Here is a 19,361-nt window from a genome sequence, read left to right as displayed (position 1 = left end):
GGTTCCGCCCGCGACATGGCTCCAGTCACCATGACCTTCGGCGGATGTTGGTGAACGGGGCAGGTGATATACCTATCTACAACACCGGCATACGGTCCGGTAAACAGCCACCTTGGGGTTCAATTCATGCGTCATCTCTCCCGAAATCGCAGCCGTGGTTTTGCCCGCGCCGCTCGCGTCCTGCTGCCCTGCCTGGCACTGTCGAGCGCCCTGCTGCTGGCCTCCTGCAAGGGCGGTGGCGGCCCTGGAGAAGCCCAGGCCAAAGAGGGCGAGAAGGGTCCGGAGGCCGTCCCGGTCGAGGTCGCCAAGGCCTCGCGTCGTGCGGTCGCGGCCAGCTATACCGGCACGGCGGCCCTGGAGCCGGTAGCCGAGTCGCAGGTGGTGGCCAAGACCTCGGGCGTGGCACTGAACGTGCTTGTCGAGGAAGGCCAGCCGGTCCGTGCCGGCCAGACCCTGGTGCGCCTGGATGCCGCCCGCTCGCAGCAGCAGGTCGCCCAGACCGACGCCCGCATGCGCAAGCTCGAAGCCAACTATTCCCGCGGCAAGCAGATGGCCGAGCAGAAGCTGCTCAGCGCCAATGACAACGACCAGCTGCGTTTCGACCTCGAAGAGGCCCGCGCGGCCAACCGCATGGCCAACCTGGAACTGTCGTACGCGAACGTGGAAGCGCCGATCTCCGGCGTGATCGCCTCGCGCTCGATCAAGACCGGCAATTTCGTCCAGATCAACACCCCGATCTTCCGCATCGTCGACACCTCGCGCCTGGAAGCCACCTTGAACGTGCCTGAGCGCGAGCTCGCCACGCTCAAGGCCGGCCTGCCGGTGCAGATGCAGGTCGACGCGCTGCCGGGCAAGGTCTTCAGCGGCACCGTTGACCGCGTTGCACCGGTGGTGGACTCCGGCAGCGGCACGTTCCGCGTGGTCTGCGCGTTTGCCGGCGGCGGCGTGCTGCAGCCGGGCATGTTCGGTCGCATCAAGATCGACTACGACCAGCGCGCCGACGCCCTCGTGGTGCCGCGCGTGGCCCTGCTCGAGGACGATGGCGATCCGGCGGTGTTCGTCGTCAAGGGCGACAAGACCACCCGCGTGCCGGTCAAGCTGGGCTACATGGACGGTTCCTGGGCGGAGATCCGCACCGGCGTGAAGGTGGGTGACCAGGTCGTGGTCGCCGGCAAGACCGCGCTGCGTGACGGCACCGTGGTGCAGGTGCTGGGCCAGCCGGCGAAGAAGGTCGCGGCCGCCAAAACCGAAGCCAAGAAGCAGTAATCATCGCGGAGAGCGAACGTGACGCAACCTGCGAACGAATCATCCGGCTTCAATCTGGTCGAGTTCTCCACACGTCGCCGGGTCACGGTGATGATGGTGACCCTCACCTTCGTGATGTTCGGATTCATCGCGCTGAGCGACCTCAAGGTCAATCTGCTGCCCGACCTGAGTTACCCGACCCTGACGGTGCGCACCGAGTACACCGGTGCGGCACCGTCTGAAATCGAGACCCTGATCAGCGAGCCGGTCGAAGAGGCCGTCGGCGTGGTCAAGGGCCTGCGCAAGCTGAAGTCTGTTTCGCGTACCGGCCAGAGCGACGTCGTGCTCGAGTTCGCCTGGGGCACCGACATGGACCAGGCCAGCCTCGAAGTGCGCGACAAGATGGAAGTCCTGCAATTGCCGCTGGAGGCCAAGGCCCCGGTGCTGCTGCGCTTCAATCCGTCGACCGAACCGATCCTCCGCATCGCGCTGTCGTCCAAGACCGCCGCGACCAGCGACACCGAAGCCATGCGCCAGCTCACCGGGCTGCGCCGCTACGCCGATGACGACCTGAAGAAGAAGCTCGAGCCGGTCGATGGCGTTGCCGCCGTCAAGGTCGGCGGTGGTCTGGAAGACGAGATCCAGGTCGACATCGACCAGCAGAAGCTGGCGCAGCTGAACCTGCCGATCGACAACGTCATCCAGCGCCTGCAGCAGGAGAACATCAACATCTCCGGCGGCCGTCTGGAGGAAGGTTCGCAGCGTTACCTGGTGCGCACGGTGAACCAGTTCGCCAGCGTGCCGGAAATCCGCGAAATGCTGGTGACCACGCGCAGTGGTGGCGACAACGCGGCTGCCAGTGCGGCTGCACAGATGGCGGCGATCGCGGCGCAGACCGGTTCGGCCGAAGCCATGGCCGCCGCAGCGTCCGTGCAAAGTGCCAATTCCGCTGGCGGTGGCACCGTCGCCGGCGGCATGCCGGTGCGACTGAAGGACATCGCCGAAGTCCGCCAGGGCTACAAGGAACGCGAGGCGATCATCCGCCTGGCCGGCAAGGAAGCGGTCGAGCTGGCGATCTATAAGGAAGGCGACGCCAATACCGTTGCCACCGCCGACGCGATCAGCAAGCGCCTGGACGAGATCAAGGGACAGATTCCGCCGGACGTGGAACTGACGACGATCGACGACCAGTCGCAGTTCATCCGCCATGCCATCAGCGACGTCAAGAAGGACGCGGTGATCGGCGGCATGCTGGCCGTGCTGATCATCTTCCTGTTCCTGCGCGATGGCTGGAGCACCTTCGTCATCGGCCTGTCGCTGCCGGTGTCGATCATCGCCACGTTCTTCTTCATGGGCCAGCTGGGCCTGAGCCTCAACGTGATGTCGCTCGGTGGCCTGGCACTGGCTACCGGCCTGGTCGTGGACGACTCGATCGTCGTGCTCGAAAGCATCGCCAAGGCGCGAGAGCGAGGGCTTGGCATCCTCGATGCCGCCATCGCCGGCACCCGCGAAGTGAGCATGGCCGTGGTTGCCTCGACCCTGACCACCATCGCGGTGTTCCTGCCGCTGGTGTTCGTCCAGGGCATCGCCGGTCAGCTGTTCCGTGACCAGGCATTGACCGTGGCACTGGCGATTGGCATCTCGCTGATCGTGTCGATGACGCTGATCCCGATGCTCAGCGCGCTCAAGGGCCGGCCGCCGATGGCGTTCCCGGAAGAAGAGCCGCATCCGCGCTGGCAGCCGACGTCAAAGCTGCAAAAGCCGATCGCTGCCGTCGAGCATGGCATTGGTGTCGGCACCCGCGGTGCGTTCTTCGGCCTCACCTGGGTGATCGTCCGCGCATGGCGTGGCGTGGTCGCAGTGGTGGGTCCGGTGATGCGCAAGGCAAGCGACATCGCCATGGCGCCGTACGGCCGTGCCGAGCGCGGCTACATGAAGCTGTTGCCGACCGCATTGCGCAAGCCGTGGCTGGTGCTGGGCTTTGCCGCGGCGGCATTCGCCCTGACCCTGCTTGCGATTCCGTTGCTCGGTGCTGACCTGATCCCGCAGCTGGCCCAGGACCGCTTCGAGATGACCGTGAAGCTGCCGCCGGGTACTCCGCTGCGCGAAACCGACGCACTGGTCCGCGAATTGCAGGACAAGCACGCCAAGGACGACGGCATCCGCACGCTGTATGGCGTCAGCGGCAGCGGTACCCGACTGGACGCCAATCCGACCGAGAGCGGCGAGAACATCGGCAAGCTGACGGTCGTGATGGCCGATGGCGGCAGCAAGGACGTGGAGGCGCGCGAAACCGAGCGCCTGCGCACGACCATGCAGTCGCACCCGGGTGCACAGGTCGACTTCAGCCGACCGGAGCTGTTCAGCTTCTCCACGCCGCTTGAAATCGAACTGCGCGGGCAGGACCTGGAAAGCATCCAGGTTGCCGGCCAGCGCATGGCGGCAATGCTGCGTGCCAATCCTCACTATGCCGACGTCAAGTCGACGGTCGAGGAAGGCTTCCCGGAGATCCAGATCCGCTTCGACCAGGACCGCGCCGGTGCGCTCGGCCTGACCACCCGCCAGATCGCCGATGTGGTCGTGAAGAAGGTGCGCGGCGACGTCGCCACGCGCTACAGCTTCCGCGACCGCAAGATCGACGTGCTGGTGCGTGCCCGCGAAACCGATCGCGCCTCGGTCGACAACATCCGTCGCCTGATCGTCAATCCGGGCAGTTCCCGCCCGGTGACGCTGGATGCGGTGGCCGATGTCGTATCGACCACCGGCCCGAGCGAAATCCACCGCGCCGACCAGGTGCGCGTGGCGATCGTCTCGGCCAACCTGCGCGATATCGACCTGGGTACCGCCGTGCAGGAAGTGCGCGACATGATCGCCGAGCAGCCGCTCGGTGCCGGTGTCGGCATGCACATCGGCGGGCAGGGCGAAGAGTTGGCCGAGTCGGTGCGTTCGCTGCTGTTCGCGTTCGGCCTGGCGATCTTCCTGGTCTACCTCGTGATGGCTTCGCAGTTCGAGTCGCTGCTGCACCCGTTCGTGATCCTGTTCACCATCCCGCTGGCCCTGGTCGGCGCCGTGCTGGCACTGCTGCTGACCAATTCGCCGGTATCGGTGGTGGTGTTCATCGGCCTGATCCTGCTGGTGGGTTTGGTGGTGAAGAACGCGATCATCCTGGTCGACAAGGTCAACCAGCTGCGCGAGGGCGGCGTGGCCAAGCGCGAGGCCCTGGTCGAAGGTGCCCGTTCGCGACTGCGCCCGATCATCATGACCACGATGTGCACGCTGTTCGGCTTCCTGCCGCTGGCACTGGCGATGGGCGAGGGCGCGGAAGTGCGTTCGCCGATGGCCATCACCGTGATCGGCGGCCTGCTGGTGTCGACGCTGCTGACGCTGCTGGTGATCCCGGTGGTGTACGACCTGCTGGACCGTCGCGCCGACGACTACTACGTCGAACGTGCCCGACGCACGCGCGGCAATGTCGAACAGGGCAAGGCCTCGTCGAACGACGACGGCCAGGTCGAGCCGGTCTGAACGGGGCGCTGACATGACGATTGCAGAGCTCAGCATCAAGCGGCCGGTCACGGCGATCATGTTCTTCGTGTCGCTGTTCGTGATCGGCCTGATCGCGGCGATCCGGCTGCCGCTGGAGGCCTTCCCGGAGGTCTCGCCACCTTTCATCTTCGTCCAGATCCCTTACGAGGGATCGACGCCGGAGGAAGTGGAACGCACGCTGCTGCGGCCGGTGGAAGAAGCGCTGTCGACGATGACCGACGTCAAGCGCATGGATGCCAACGCCCGTTCCGACGGTGCCGAGATCTTCATGCAGTTCTCGGACTGGGACCGCGATGTCGCCATCGCGGCCTCGGAGGCGCGCGAGCGGATCGATGCCATTCGCGACGACCTGCCGGACGACCTGCAGCGCTACAACGTGTTCAAGTTCTCCACCACCGATGAACCGGTGTTGCGCGTGCGCCTAGCCAGTTCGACCGACCTGACCGGCGCGTACGACATGATCGACCGCGAGTTCAAGCGGCGACTCGAACGCATCCCCGGCGTGGCAAGGGTGGAAGTGACCGGCGCGGCACCGAACGAGGTCGAGATCGCGATCGATCCGGATAGGTTGACCGCGCACAACCTGAGCATCAACGACCTCAACACCCGACTGCAGGCGGTCAACTTCTCGGTATCCGCCGGGCAGATCGACGATGGCGGCCGGCGCCTGCGCGTGCAGCCGGTCGGCGAAATCACCGACCTGCAGCAGCTGCGTGACCTGATCATCGACACCAAGGGCACGCGTCTTGGCGATATCGCCGAGATCCGCCTGAAGCCGGCGCGGATGAACTACGGCCGCCGTCTCGACGGCAAGCCGGCGATCGGCCTGGACATCTTCAAGGAGCGCCAGGCCAACCTGGTGGAGGTCTCCAGCAACGCGCTCAAGGAGGTCGAGGCGATCCGCGACCAGCCGGAAATGGCCGGGATCCAGATCAAGATCATCGACAACCAGGGCGACAACGTCACCAGTTCGCTGCTCGAGCTGGCCGAGGCCGGTGGCATTGGCTTGTTGCTGTCGATCGCGGTGCTGTTCTTCTTCCTGCGCCACTGGCCGTCGACGTTGATGGTGACCCTGGCTATCCCGATCTGCTTCGTGATGACCCTGGGTTTCATGTACTTCACCGGCGTCACGCTCAACATCCTGACGATGATGGGCCTGCTGCTGGCGGTGGGCATGCTGGTCGACAACGCGGTGGTCGTGGTGGAGAGCATCTACCAGGAACGCGAGCGCATGCCGGACCAGCCGACGATGGCTTCCATCGTCGGCACCAAGCACGTCGCCATCGCCCTGTCGGCCGGCACGCTGTGCCACTGCATCGTGTTCCTGCCCAACCTGTTCGGCGACCGCAACTTTCTCAGCATCTACCTGTCGCAGATCGCGATCACCATCTCGGTGTCGCTGCTGGCCTCGTGGCTGGTGGCCGTCAGCCTGATCCCGATGATCTCGGCACGGCTGAAGACGCCGCCAGCGGTGCGCTCGGACCGCGGCCTGATCCCGCGCCTGCAGAGCGGCTACGCCCGCTTCCTGCGCTGGACCCTGGAGCACCGTGGAAAGAGCGTACTTGGCATCCTGATGATCATCGCCATCAGCATCGTGCCGATGAACCTGACCAAGAAGAACATGTTCGGTGGCGACGACGGCACCGAGACCAACATCTTCTACCAGTGGAAGGGTGCGTACACCAAGGAGCAGATGTCGGCGGAGATCCTCAAGATCGAGAAGTTCCTCGAGGCCAACCGCAAGCGCTACAACATCACCCAGATCTACTCGTACTTCAGCGAGCAGGGCTGGGGCGGCACCCGCATCACCTTCGACCTGGACAAGATCGACGAGACCAAGGCGACGATCGAGAAGCTGCGCAACGACTTGCCCAAGTCCGCCCGCGCCAATATCGGCATCGGCAACCAGGGCGGCGGCGGTGGCGGCGGCGGAGGGCCGGGGCAGAACGTCCAGGTGCAGCTGGTCGGCGACTCGACCGAGACCCTGGTCGAACTGGCCAACGACATCGTGCCGATCCTGGCCAAGCGCAAGGAACTGCGTGACGTCCGCGTCGACATCGGCGACCAGAACAGCGAGCTGTCGGTGCACGTCGACCGGGATCGCGCGGCGGCGTTCGGTTTCAGCGCGCAGGAAGTGGCCAGCTTTGTCGGCCTGGCGCTGCGTGGTGCTCCGCTGCGCGAGTTCCGTCGCGGTGAAACCGAAGTTCCGGTGTGGGTGCGTTTCGCCGGGGCCGAGGATTACGGCGTAGAGGACATCGACAGCTTCACCGTGCGTGCCCCCGATGGCCGCACCGTGCCGTTGCTGGCGATGGTGGACGTGGCGGTGAAGCCGTCGGCGACGCAGATCCAGCGCGCCAATCGCCAGACCACGGTGTCGATCCAGGCAAACCTCGCGCAGAAGGCCACCGTACCCGAGGCGCGCAAGGTAATGGAGGAGACACTCAAGTCGGTGGCGTTCCCGGCCGGCTACAGCTTCACCTTCGACAGCGGCGCTTTCGAGGACGAGGCCGAAGCCAACAAGCAGATGATGTTCAACCTGCTGATCGCCCTGATCATGATCTATGTGGTGATGGCGGCGGTGTTCGAGTCGCTGCTGTTCCCGTCGGCGATCATGAGCGGCGTGCTGTTCTCGGTCTTCGGTGTGTTCTGGCTGTTCTGGCTCACCGGTACCGAGTTCAACATCATGGCGTTCATCGGCATCCTGGTGCTGATGGGCGTGGTGGTGAACAACGGCATCGTGATGATCGAGCACATCAACAATCTGCGCCGACGCGGCCTGTCGCGTACCGATGCCCTGGTCGAGGGCAGCCGCGAACGACTGCGCCCGATCCTGATGACGATGGGAACGGCGATCCTGGCGATGGTGCCGATCTCGTTGACCAACACGCAGCTGGGCGGCGACGGTCCTCCGTACTACCCGATGGCGCGTGCCATCGCCGGCGGCCTGGCGTTCTCGACGGTGGTCAGCCTGCTGTTCCTGCCGACGATCTACGCGATGCTCGACGACCTGCGCAACGGCACCTCGCGCATGGTGCGACGCGCGCGTGGCAAGGGTGAGGGCACCGTACCGGCAGCGGCGGTGGCAGCGCTGAAGGCGGAATAGCCCTACGAGCAGTAAGAAGAAACGGGAAGGCTTGCCTTCCCGTTTTCTTATGGGCGTCCCGCCCAGTGCCGCATAACGTGACACCGTCAGTCACGAGTCAGGCACAGGAAGGTCACGATGCTCGTCCTCCAGGCGACCCCGCAGGGGTCGGGTTCCGTCTGCCCGGGGCGTCGTCGTGAGTGCGGCTTCACCTTGCTCGAGCTGATGGTCGCAGTTGCGGTGGTGGGGATCGTCGCCGCGATCGGTTATCCGAGCATGACCGCCATCATCAGCAACAGTCGCGTCGGCGGCGCAGCCAACGAAATGGTGGCGACGCTTCAGCTTGCCCGTTTGGAGGCGGTTCGGCTCAACAGGACCATTACGGTCTGCCGTAGCGTCGATGGCGTCAGCTGCTCGGCCGGTGCGGTCTGGAATAGTTGGATCACTGTCGCCGATGTCGACCGGGATGGGGCCGTCGACGACATCTTGCGCGTGAGCAACGTACCGGCAGCCGTCCAGCTCACGGCAAGCCCGGTGATCCAGAACAGCCGAATCGCATTCCGATCCGATGGCCTGGCCCACGCAACTGGCGGTTCGTTGTTGAACGCATGGGTCGCGGTCTGTGTCCCGACCGGTGGTCCGTTGGACAACCAGCGGCGGATCAGCATTGGCGCGGGTAGCCGCATTTCCACCCGATCGGAGAGCCGGGGAGGGCAGTGCAGTGCGCCGGGCATCCTGTAGTGCCGGCAGGCAGAACGGCGTGGGCCTGATCGAGGTGCTTGTCGCCGTGCTGGTGATGGCCATCGGACTGCTGGGGATCGCAGCCCTGCAGGCGACCGCACTGCGCAACAGCCAGAGTTCCCTGGAACGCAGCCAGGCGGTGGTGCTCAGCTACGCAATCCTCGACGCGATGCGCGCGAACCTGACCGAAGCCAGGGCAGGAGGCTATGACATGGGGATGTCGTGCCAGGCGCCGCCGCTCGCGCGGACAGACCAGCGCACCGCAGCTACGTTGGGACGCAGTGAACGCGTCGCCTGGATCGGTCTGATCAAGGCCGAACTGGGTCCGAGTGGTTGCGGAACGGTAGCGTGCACCGCCGTGGCAGGTATCGAGGCGAGGGAGTGCCGGGTGACGGTGCGCTGGGATGACTCCCGCGGCACGGGAGGCAGCGGGCAGCAGGAGATGACCACCGTGGTGAGGCTATGAGATCCCTGCACAGGAGATCCGTCGGGAGCCGTGAAGACAATGGTGGCTTCAGCCTGGTCGAGTTGATGATCTCGCTTGTGCTTGGCCTGCTGGTGACGGCGGCTGCGGTTTCCATCTTCCTTTCCAACCAGCGGACCTTTCGGGCTACCGAGAGTCTGGCGCGCATCCAGGAGGACGGCAGGGTGGCCTTCGAACTGATGGCGCGCGACCTTCGCCAGGCTGCCGGGAACCCCTGCGGCAGGAACCTTCCCGTGGCCAACGTCCTCAATGGTGCCTCTGCGTCAACCGCTCCGTGGTGGATGGACTGGAACCGGGGAATCGTCGGCTACGACAACGGCTCGCTGGCACGCACCGCTGACGGAACCGATGCGGTCGAGTTCGTGTCGTCGGGCAGCCAGGTTGCTACCGTAATCGAGCACGGAAAGCCGGCTGCTGGTGGGCCGGCCAGTTTCAGGCTCAACACGACTGGCCACGACTTCGGCGATGGCGACATCATCCTGGTCTGCGACTACAGTCAGGTCAGCATTCTCCAACTCAGCCGCGCCAGCGAAGGCAGCAGCACGATCGAGTATGTACGAGGCAGTGGCAGTCCGGGAAACTGCACTACCGACCTTGCCTTGCCAGTCCTGTGCGGCGCCAGCGGCGGTGGCAAGACCTACGGTCCGGGTTCGCTGGTTGCACGCTTTGACGTGACGCGCTGGTTTGTCGATGACAACGGCCGTGGCGGTCGTTCGCTCTATCGTGCCGTGATGGGCGCGGGGGCCTCCAAGCCCCGCGACGAAGTTGCAGAACATATACAGGACCTGCAGCTCACCTACCTTGTCGCGGGCGCGGGCGTATACGTGCCCGCCAGTGCTGGCCTCGACTGGAACAATGTGGTCGCCATGCGGATAAGGATTTCGCTTCAGGGCGCCGAGAAAGCAGGCGTGGATGGTTCCCATCTGGAGCGCGCCATGATCCATACGGTCACGTTGCGGAATCGCACTTCGTGACTGCTTGCCCGACTCCGCCCAGCCGGCGGCAGCGCGGCGTGGCACTGATTGTGGTCTTGATCCTGTTGATAGTGGTCACGCTGCTGGGCCTGTTCGCTCTGCGCGGGACCCTCATGGAAGAGCGGATGAGCGCCAACATGTACGATCGCAGCCTGGCCTTCCAGGCCGCCGAATCCGCGCTTCGTATTGCGGAGCAGAAAGTCCAGGAGGCTGCGCTAGCGGGGCGTTCGATAGGGGTGGACTGTTCTTCGGGACGCCCCCTATGTCCCGGAACGCCGCCCGGAGTCGACACCGCCAGCGCCGGGGAATGCGCAGCCAACGCTGCCGGTTGCTGGATCAGCGTCGAGTCGACGTCGCCCCATTCCGAAGCAGATGCCGGTGCGCCGCAGTACTACATCGAGTACATGGGCGACGTGCAGGTGGCTGGCGAGGATGCGGATCCCGCCAGGAGCGCATCAGGCATCCAGTACGGCGGCGCGCAACCGGCTTACCCAAGGTCCGTCTATCGCATCTCGGCGCGAAGCCATCCAGGCGGAGATCGGGCCGTGGTGGCGCTGCAAGCAACTATCGAGTTGCGCTGAACCCGGCGCTGCCGGCCCTGAGTCTTGTTTCGTTGGAGTGCGAGCAATGGACGCTCGATCATGCAATCGCGTGGACGCCAGGGCACATGCCTCGTCCATCCACATCGCCTTCTTCATCATGGCGATGGGTGCGATATCCGGACCTGTTGTCGCGCAGGTGGACATTGCGCAGAAGCCATTGCACGTGGGGCCAAGAGTTCCGGGCAATCTGGCCCTGGTCTTGTCGGTGGAGTTTCCGACAATCATCAGCCAGGCCAATCTCGGCCCCTACGCTGTGAATCGCCGCTACATCGGCTACTTCGATCCGGACAAGTGCTACCACTATCATTATTCTGAGATCGAGTCCGAGCGGCACTTCTACCCGGTCCGTTTCACCACCGGACATCTCTGCAACCATTCCAGCAAGGAATGGAGTGGCAACTTCATGAACTGGGCAGTGACCCAGACGATCGATCCCTTCCGGCTGGCGCTGACCGGTGGCTACCGAGTTCGAGATACTCCAGTGGAAACCTGGCTCGAGAAGGCAAGGCACGACCGGTACTTTGAACATCTATATGACGATCGTCGTCTGCCGGGAACAGGGGCCGACATGAAGCAGGTTCGCGGCGCGACGCCGGCGTCCTGGAACCAGATATTGGTACAAGTGCGCGGCCTGGGTAACCAGATCCTCATATCGCCGGGTGTGGCAAGGGGATCGCCGGTCGCATACAACCCGGAGGTTCACGACCTGGTGACGAACGCTCGGGGACAAGCGTTCCCTTTCAACGATCTGCTGCTGAGTGCACGGGTCAAGGTTTGCGTGCCGAATCTTCTGGAACTCAACTGCAAGCAATACAGCCAGGGTTGGAAACCGGAAGGGTTGATCCAGGAGTATTCAGACCGGGTTCGCTACAGCATCTTCGGCTATCTGAATGACTCGAGATGGCAACGTGATGGAGGTGTCCTGCGCGCGAACCAGAAGTTCGTTGGACCGTACTCCTACGACCCGACCCAGGGACCGGCGGTAAACCAAGCGGGGGAGTGGGACCCGCGCACCGGCGTGATCCTTCGCAACCCTGATCCATTGGCTGCGGCGGGTACACCGGGAGGAATCAAGGACAGCGGAGTCATCAACTACCTGAACAAGGCAGGACAGCTGACCACGGCGATGCACAAGACGATCGACCCGGTCAGTGAGCTCTTCTACGCGGTCGTTCGCTATTTCAAGCGTCAGGGAAACGTTGCTTCGTACTCTTACCTGGGTGGCGGCAATGAGTATGTTGTGGCCGACGGATTTCCGGTCATTACAAACTGGGATGATCCCATCCAGAACCGTTGCCAGGCCAACGTGATCCTCGGCATCGGAGACACGGACACCAACACCGACAAGAATCTGCCCGGCAATACGGTCACCATCGCGGAGCCTGCAACTCCGCCGGAAGTTCTGGCCGACAAGACGGTCAATGTGGTCACTGCCACCAACAAGGTCGGCGAACTGGAAGGGCTGCGAATCCGTACTCCATTCGCGGGGGGGTACAACTCTGCCTACATGGCCGGTCTCGCCTACGATTCGCATACGAGGGACATACGGGCTGATCTGGACGGCGCGCAGACCATTGCCACGCACTGGGTCGACGTCCTTGAGAGCCAGAACCTGAGGCGCAAGGAGGAGAACCCTTACTGGTTGGCGGCCAAGTACGGTGGCTTTCGGGTTCCAGATGGCTACAGCACTTATGATCGGACCGCGCCGCTGCCCGATGGATGGTGGAACGCCTCGGGCGACATTCTCAAGAAGGACTACAAGCGGCCCGACACCTTCTATGTGGCAAGCGAAGCCAACAGGATGGTCGAGAGCCTGAAAAAGGCATTCACGCAGATTGCCTCTGAGACCAGCGGTTCGGCAGCTCCGCTGACATCGAGCAGCACCCGCCTGGAAACCGGCACGATGATCTACCAGGCGCGCTTCTATAGCCCGTCGTGGCGTGGCGAGTTGAGTGCGTATGCGTGGGACGCAACCACTGGTCGGTTCTCGCATGCGCCGGCGTGGAATGCAGGCGACAGACTCGCAGCGATGAAGTGGGATCGGCGTCGGATCTACGTGCACAATCCGCAGGCGACGGGCCGCAGGTATCAGCTGCTGAGCTGGGGGGTACTGGGGCCGGCGCAGCAGTCGGTGCTTGCCGACGAAACCAGCGTGAACTACCTGCGCGGCGATCGCAGCAATGAAGGCCGGCTGCGCGTACGTCTGGGCATTCTTGGCGATATCGTCAATTCCCAGCCGCTCTTCGTGGGCGCGCCGAATCCGCGCATGTACCGCGGCGCGAAGTTCAGTGGTGCATCGTCCTACCCGGCGTTCGCCGAGCGCCAGTCCGCCCGGCGCGGTGTCGTCTACGTCGGCGCGAACGACGGCATGCTGCATGGCTTCGACGCGACCACCGGCGACGAGGTCTATGCCTTCATGCCGGCGGCGGCCATCAACGCGCAGTTGAAGCGTCTGACGTCCCCGGACTACGAGCATCGATACTTCGTCGACGGTGAACTTACGGTGGCCGACGTTTACTCCAGCCGCGACGGCCGCTGGAAAACGATTCTGGCAGGAAGCATGGGGCGGGGCGGGAAGGCGGTTTTTGCGTTGGACGTCACCGACCCGGATAACGTCGGGTTGTTGTGGGAGATGGGGGCTACGGAAATACCGGCGATGGGCAATGTCATCGGCAAACCCATCATCGCCCAGGTTGCCAATGGCGATTGGCGCGTGTTGATTGGCAACGGTCCCAACAGCGCCGCCGGGGCTGCGCAGCTGGTCACCATTGGCATCGAGTCCGGTTCGATACAGGTCCGCAACACCGGCGTGGCGGGCAGCAACGGGTTGTCAGGCGTGGACGCGTGGGACGGCAACGGCGATGGCTTCTACGAGACCGTCTACGGCGGCGATTTCGCCGGCAACCTGTGGCGTTTCGAAGGCGTGGGCAGCGCCACGATCGCCGTGGACAAACTGTTCGCGGCCAAGGATAGCGGCGGCAATCCGCAACCCATCACGGCAGCGCCGTTGCTGCTGAGGAACCCGCAGACGCGACAGCTTTGGGTGTACTTCGGTACTGGTCGCTACCTGGCAGGTCGGGACATCGCTGACCGCAGCGAACAGACCTGGTACGGCGTGATTGACGACGGCGACGAAGTGGCCGGCCGCAGCGCGCTGGTCAGGCGACGAATCCAGGCAGAGGTCACCCGCGGTGATCGTGGCTTTCGGGCGACCAGTGCAGCGGTTGCGGGCGACCTGTCAGGCAGGGACGGCTGGTTCCTCGATCTGGTTTCACCGGTCAACGGCAGGGAGGGTGAGCGGATGGTGGTGCCCAACAGCCTCGTGGGCGGTACGTTGTATGGCACCACGCGCATACCCGATGCCCGCGACATCTGCAGTCCCGGAGGCAGGGGCTTTGTCATGGGGCTGGAGCCGTTCACCGGTGGGCGGCGCGCTTCCGCCGCCTTTGACGCCAATGGCGATGGTCGGATTGACCACCAGGACGTGATCACGGTCGGGGGGGCAGGGCTTTCCGGCAAACGGCATTGGTTTCGCCAGCGGCCTGAACGATCCGCGCTTCCTGGACGGCACCGCTGAGCTGATTCGGGACGACGGCAAGCGAGAAGAAGTGTCTGTGCCCCACAGAAATGGCAACCAGGTCAGCCGCACCTCTTGGCGCGAACTCCTGCTGGATTAACGGCGGACAACCACATGCACGAGCACGTAGATCGGCCGACCTGTAAAACCTGCAGGCAGCCTTCGGGTTTTACACTGATCGAGCTGATGATCGTCGTGGCGATCGTCGCGATCCTGGCAGCGATCGCGTATCCCAGCTATCAGGGTCATGTCATCAGGACCCGACGCGCGGCGGCGGCGGTGTGCATGCTGGAAGTGGCGCAGTTCATGGAGCGCTACTACACCACGCACTTGCGATACGTCGATGACGCGGGCGCGGCGCCGACCATTCCGGCGACGCAGTGTCGAACCGATCTGCAAAGTCACTACACGATCGGCTTGGCCGACGGCACCGTCGTCGGGGCCTACTCGGTCCAGGCCGTACCCAAGGGCGTACAAGCCATCCGCGACACGAAGTGCGTAACGCTGGCGATCAACCAGCTGGGAGCGAAGAGCGAATCCGGAACTGCCGCCACCGCGACGGAATGCTTCTAGCGCTCCGCTTCGGGCGGGCAACGTGCGTCAGCCGACCAGTTTGCCCAGCATCCGCAAACCACCTGTCCACACGCCGATCGCCGTGCCCAGGCTGGTCAGGAAGAAGTTGAGCAGTACGCGTGCCACGCGATTGCGCCACCAGCCGCGCCAGCTCTGCACGTCGTCGCGCAGGGCCATGAAGTCGGCATAGGTCGGTTTGCGGATCCACGCCTCGGTGAGCGCACTGAGCGTGCCCGAAGCGAGCGCCGGGTGGAGCGGCGTGATCGGCGACGCGACGAAGGCAACCAGGATGCTGAGCGGATGGCCGCCGGCAATGGCGCAGCCGATCGCGCCGAGCACGCCAGTGGCCAGCACCCATTGCAGAAGCAGGTCGGAGCCGACGTCGATGCCGCCTCGCCAGAAGCCCCAGGCAAAACCGCCCAGTACGAACACGGCCAGGAGGATCGTGAACCACGGCACGTCGCTCTTCTTCGGCAACGACTCGAGTTCTTCACGAATCGTGTCCGGCGCGCGGACTTCGTCCTTGAGGTGGCGCGCCAGTCCCTGCAGGTGTCCGGCGCCGACCACGGCCAGCACTTCGCGTGCATCGCCATGGGTCTCGCGCAGGCGTGCGGCCATGTAGCGATCGCGCTCGGCGATCACGGTTTCATAGAGCTCGGGACTGTCGCTGGCGAACTCGCCGAAGCTCGACTCGAGCATGTCGCCCTGCTTGAGCTTCTCGATCTCGTCGGCACCGACTTCTTCGTCGACGAACAGCGCCGCCATCAGGCCGCCGCCGAGCTTCGCCCGGGACCACCAGCCGAGCCGGTTGTTGGCGCGCTTGAAGGTGAGGCCGACATCGCGATCGATCAGGTGTACCGGCAGCTCGCGCTGGCGAGCCTCGAGGACGGCGCGCTTGAGTTCGGCGCCAGGTTCGATGCCGAGCTGTTCGGCGAGGCGCCGCTGGTAGGCGGCCAACGCCAGGTTGGCCGCGAACAATGCGGTCTTGCCGGTGCGGATGACCTGGACCAGGTCCAGGCGCGCCAGAGCGTCGGGGTCGGTCAGGGCCTGCAGGCGCTGCGGATCCAGTTCGACGGCGACTGCATCGAAGGCGCCACTGTCGATGGCGTCGCGGACGGCTTCAACGCTGGCCAGGGAGACGTGTGCGGTGCCCAGCAGCGTGTAGCGCACGCCGTCGCGCTCGACGATCGCATGCGGCTGGCCGGCGAGGACGGCATCGAGTGCCGACTGCGCAGTGGCTTCGATCATGGCTGCACCCGGCGGTCGGACAGGGCGGGGCGCGAAACGGTTTGCGGTGCTGCGGGCATGCGGCGTTGCCTTTCGGGGGTTGCGCAGCAAGACGGCGCCAGTCCGGCGCCGTCTTGCTGATGTATGGAGTGGCTGCAGCGCAGCTTAGGGCCAGACCACCATCGGGGCAACGCGAGTTGGACTCAAGCCACGCCGAAGGGCAGGTTGGTGCTGGAGACGATGCGATCGCCAACGGCTTCCCCGTGCAGGAAGCGCAAGCTGGCAGCGATCACTTCGCCATCGTCGAGGACGCGGCGATGGCCCAGGCCGCGCGTGGTCAGCAGCCGCGAGTCCGGCCAGTAGCGTGCGTAGCGCTCGCCTTCCTCCCAGGGAACGTCGCGGTCTTCCAGGTCGTGCACGATCAGCGCGGGGCGACCGATGACCGGTGCGTTCAGGTGTGCCTGCTGCTCGGCGAAGGTGATGCCGATCCGGCTCTCGAAGTAGGTGAACATGCGCTGGAACAGCCGGTGTCCGATCCACATCACGTGGGCGAATCGTTCGGCCGCGGCAACCGGATCGGCAGCCGGCGCGATCAGGACCGCACGTCCTGCCTTCAATCCCCGTGCCATGGCGAGCAGCGTCGCCGCGCCACCGAGCGAATGCCCGATCACCGCCGCCGCCGGGCCGTAGTGGTCGCCAACGGCCAGCAGGTGCCGGGTGAAATCCGGCAGCGTCGCCTGCGTGCCAGGGCTGCGGCCGTGGGCAGGCTGATCGAATGCGACCACCGCGTAACCTGCGGCGATCAGCCCGGGCAGCCACGCGGCGATCCGAGTGCCATGGCTGGACCAGCCGTGCGCAAACAGCACATAGGGCTGCCTGTCCGGGTTGCCCCAGACGTACGCGGCTATGGCATGTCCGTCGACATCGAGTTGCTCTTCGCGAGCGCCCTGGGTGGACGCCGCGAGGGCGCGGCTGCGGCTCGAGGACATCGGCGTCGAGAACAGGCGCGCGGCGCGTTGCACCGCTGCCCCGGGGGAAAGCGGGGCGCCGAGCGCGAAGCCCAGGCGCAGGCCGTACAGTCGCATGATATTACGAACGGTCGTGCTAATTGTGGCGATGAGCGGGTACACGGGAGGCCTCCGGTAGGGGTCAGAGGGTGGCGGAGTACGAGCGGAAGAGCCGCTCGAGGGCGCGGCGGCCGCGGGTCACGGCCAGTTCGAAGCCGAACAGGCCGGCATCGTGGTGAACGATCAGCGCAAGGCTGTAGACCTCGAAGGCCATCTGCTCTGCATCGGTATCGGCAGCGAGGTCGCCGGTTTCGACGGCCAGCGAGATGGCGCGGGACAGCTCTTTGCGCCAGCGCAGTTCATGGGCGACGACACGGTCGCGGATTTCACCCGGGCGGTCGTCGTACTCGCTGGCAGCGCTGAGAAGCAGGCAGCCGCCTTCTGACGATTGCCGTGCCCAGTCGAACCAGGCTTCGACGATCGCGCGAAGCCGGGGCAGGCCGCGTGGCAGTTTCAGCGCCGGCAGCAGGACATGGGCGACGAAGCGCTGGCCAGCCGCATCCAGGACCGCCATCTGCAGGTCTTCGCGCGAGCCGAAATGGGCGAACACGCCGCTCTTCGACATTCCCACGGCTTGGGCCAGGGGGCCAATCGACAGGCCTTCCAGGCCGGCGGAGCAGGCGATGCCGTAGGCGCGATCGATGATCGCTTCGCGGGTGGCGGCGCCTTTGCTGGTGGCGGTCAATGCGGACATGGGACGGAAAATAGCACGTCCGTTCGTTTTATTCGTGACCGTTCGTCGGGACCGCTGTCTCTCCGGAAGGTGAGACTGGCGCAGTCGCTCAGGCGCTCTCTGGCGCGGTCGTCAGCCCCGCGCCCAGGTCCAGCTGCATTTGCACGGTATCCAGCCAGCGCCCGTGCTTCCGCCCCAGCCCGGAAAACACACCGACCGTGCGGAATCCAAGGCGCTCGTGCAAAGCGATCGAGGCGGTGTTGCTGACATCGCCGACCACAGCGACCATCTGCCGGAATCCGAGTTGGGTGCACTCGTCGATCAGCGTTTGCAGCAGCGCCCGGCCGACGCCGCGGCCCTGCAGTTCGGGAACGATGTAGACCGTGTCCTCGACCGTCCAGCGATAGCCCTCGCGGCTGCGGTAGCTGCTGGCGTAGGCGTAACCGGCGAATCGCCCGTCAAGCTCGGCGACGATGTAGGGATAGCCCTGCGCGACGATCGCCTGCCAGCGCCGGGTCATCTCGGCCTGGTCGGGCGCGTCGTATTCGTAGGTGGCGACGTGCTCATCGACTTCGCGTGCGTACAACGCGGTGATCGCCGGCAAGTCGCCGGCGACGGCTTTGCGGATCGAAAGCGTGATGGTCAAGCCGCTCAGTCGCGGTAACGCTTGAGCAGGTCGCCGTAGGCGTCGATGCGGCGATCGCGCAGGAACGGCCAGATCCGGCGCACGTGCTCGCTTCGCTGCATGTCGACCTCGGCCATCAGGATCTCGGGCTCGGCGACGGTCGACTGCGCAAGGAACTCGCCCTGCGGACCCAGTACATGGCTGGTGCCCCAGAAGTCGATGCCGGCCGCGTCCAGCGGCGACTGCTCGTGGCCGACGCGGTTGCAGCTGAGCACCGGCAGGCCGTTGGCCACGGCATGACCGCGGTGGCTGAGCACCCAGGCATCGCGCTGGCGATCCTTCTCGGCTTGTTCGTCGGTGGGGTCCCAGCCGATCGCGGTCGGGTACAGCAGCAGCTCGGCACCGGCCAGCGCCATCAGGCGCGCGCCTTCCGGGTACCACTGGTCCCAGCACACGAGCACACCGAGTCGACCGACCGACGTCTGGATCGGCTCGAAGCCGATATCACCCGGCGTGAAATAGAACTTCTCGTAGAAACCCGGGTCGTCCGGGATGTGCATCTTGCGGTACTTGCCGGCGGTGGAGCCGTCGGCATCGAAAACGACGGCGGTGTTGTGGTACAGGCCGGCAGCGCGCTTCTCGAACAGCGAGCTGACCAGCACCACGCCATGCTGCTTCGCCAATGCGCCAAGACGTTCCGTGCTCGGACCGGGAATGGTCTCGGCGAGATCGAACTCGTTGACCGACTCGTGCTGGCAGAAGTACGGACCGTTATGCAGTTCCTGCAGCAGCACCAGCCTCGCACCGCGCTTGGCGGCCTCGGCCACGCGCGCCTCGATGTTGGCCAGATTGGCCTCGCGGCTGCCGTGGTCGCGGTCCTGGATCAGGGCGACGGGGAGGGTGGTCTTCTTCATGGCGACTGGAAATCCGGGGCGCAGGGGACGG

The 19,361-nt window shown here is 65.0% G+C and carries 14 protein-coding genes; 9 read left to right on the top strand and 5 right to left on the bottom strand.

The genetic code is table 11. The annotated features are described in order from the left end of the window. The first annotated feature begins 126 nt into the window (after positions 1 to 126). From HIV01_RS05690 to HIV01_RS18220, 9 genes are all read left to right on the top strand, one after another. Positions 127 to 1,266 carry an efflux RND transporter periplasmic adaptor subunit gene (locus HIV01_RS05690; protein ID WP_200605356.1) on the top strand — a complete coding sequence of 380 codons (1,140 nt, stop codon included), beginning with the start codon at positions 127 to 129 and terminating at the stop codon, positions 1,264 to 1,266. A gap of 18 nt (positions 1,267 to 1,284) precedes the next feature. Next, positions 1,285 to 4,770 (top strand): efflux RND transporter permease subunit, encoded by a 3,486-nt coding sequence (locus HIV01_RS05685; protein WP_245156925.1) that lies wholly within the window; start codon positions 1,285 to 1,287, stop codon positions 4,768 to 4,770. A gap of 13 nt (positions 4,771 to 4,783) precedes the next feature. Continuing rightward, the gene (locus tag HIV01_RS05680) at positions 4,784 to 7,894 is read left to right on the top strand and encodes an efflux RND transporter permease subunit (RefSeq protein ID WP_200605355.1); all 3,111 of its coding nucleotides are present in this window, start codon (positions 4,784 to 4,786) and stop codon (positions 7,892 to 7,894) included. 117 nt (positions 7,895 to 8,011) lie between these two features. Beyond that, the gene (locus HIV01_RS05675; protein ID WP_200605354.1) at positions 8,012 to 8,614 is read left to right on the top strand and encodes a GspH/FimT family pseudopilin; all 603 of its coding nucleotides are present in this window, start codon (positions 8,012 to 8,014) and stop codon (positions 8,612 to 8,614) included. Further along, positions 8,595 to 9,080: a type IV pilus modification protein PilV gene (gene pilV, locus HIV01_RS05670; protein WP_200605353.1), complete on the top strand. Its 486-nt coding sequence runs from the start codon at positions 8,595 to 8,597 to the stop codon at positions 9,078 to 9,080. The genes HIV01_RS05675 and pilV overlap by 20 nt, the downstream gene beginning before the upstream one ends. Then, entirely contained in the window at positions 9,077 to 10,072 is a 996-nt protein-coding gene (locus HIV01_RS05665) for a PilW family protein (RefSeq protein WP_200605352.1), read from the top strand. The genes pilV and HIV01_RS05665 overlap by 4 nt, the downstream gene beginning before the upstream one ends. 38 nt (positions 10,073 to 10,110) lie before the next feature. Then, complete coding sequence (locus HIV01_RS05660; protein WP_245156923.1) at positions 10,111 to 10,653, top strand: pilus assembly PilX family protein; 543 nt, start codon at positions 10,111 to 10,113, stop codon at positions 10,651 to 10,653. Between the two features lie 46 nt (positions 10,654 to 10,699). Next, positions 10,700 to 14,251, top strand: a complete 3,552-nt coding sequence (locus HIV01_RS05655; RefSeq protein WP_200605350.1) for a pilus assembly protein — start codon at positions 10,700 to 10,702, stop codon at positions 14,249 to 14,251. Between the two features lie 114 nt (positions 14,252 to 14,365). After that, on the top strand, positions 14,366 to 14,824 hold the full coding sequence (locus tag HIV01_RS18220; RefSeq protein WP_200605349.1) for a type IV pilin protein: 459 nt from the start codon (positions 14,366 to 14,368) through the stop codon (positions 14,822 to 14,824). Positions 14,825 to 14,851: 27 nt separating this feature from the next. Here HIV01_RS18220 and HIV01_RS05645 read toward each other — a convergent pair whose 3' ends face one another. The 5 genes from HIV01_RS05645 to HIV01_RS05625 form a co-directional block, all read right to left on the bottom strand. Further along, positions 14,852 to 16,072 carry a TraB/GumN family protein gene (locus tag HIV01_RS05645; RefSeq protein ID WP_200605348.1) on the bottom strand — a complete coding sequence of 407 codons (1,221 nt, stop codon included), beginning with the start codon at positions 16,070 to 16,072 and terminating at the stop codon, positions 14,852 to 14,854. Positions 16,073 to 16,254: 182 nt separating this feature from the next. Further along, positions 16,255 to 17,181, bottom strand: a complete 927-nt coding sequence (locus HIV01_RS05640) for an alpha/beta fold hydrolase (protein ID WP_245156922.1) — start codon at positions 17,179 to 17,181, stop codon at positions 16,255 to 16,257. A gap of 19 nt (positions 17,182 to 17,200) precedes the next feature. After that, entirely contained in the window at positions 17,201 to 17,812 is a 612-nt protein-coding gene (locus tag HIV01_RS05635) for a TetR/AcrR family transcriptional regulator (protein ID WP_200605346.1), read from the bottom strand. A gap of 88 nt (positions 17,813 to 17,900) precedes the next feature. After that, positions 17,901 to 18,431, bottom strand: a complete 531-nt coding sequence (locus HIV01_RS05630) for a GNAT family N-acetyltransferase (RefSeq protein WP_245156977.1) — start codon at positions 18,429 to 18,431, stop codon at positions 17,901 to 17,903. An 11-nt stretch (positions 18,432 to 18,442) separates the two neighbouring features. Then, positions 18,443 to 19,330 carry a carbon-nitrogen hydrolase gene (locus HIV01_RS05625; protein WP_200605344.1) on the bottom strand — a complete coding sequence of 296 codons (888 nt, stop codon included), beginning with the start codon at positions 19,328 to 19,330 and terminating at the stop codon, positions 18,443 to 18,445. Positions 19,331 to 19,361 lie beyond the last annotated feature (31 nt).

It is taken from the genome of Lysobacter arenosi, assembly GCF_016613475.2.
In the GTDB taxonomy this organism is placed as follows: domain Bacteria; phylum Pseudomonadota; class Gammaproteobacteria; order Xanthomonadales; family Xanthomonadaceae; genus Lysobacter_J; species Lysobacter_J arenosi.
This window is presented reverse-complemented; position numbering and strand designations above follow the sequence as displayed.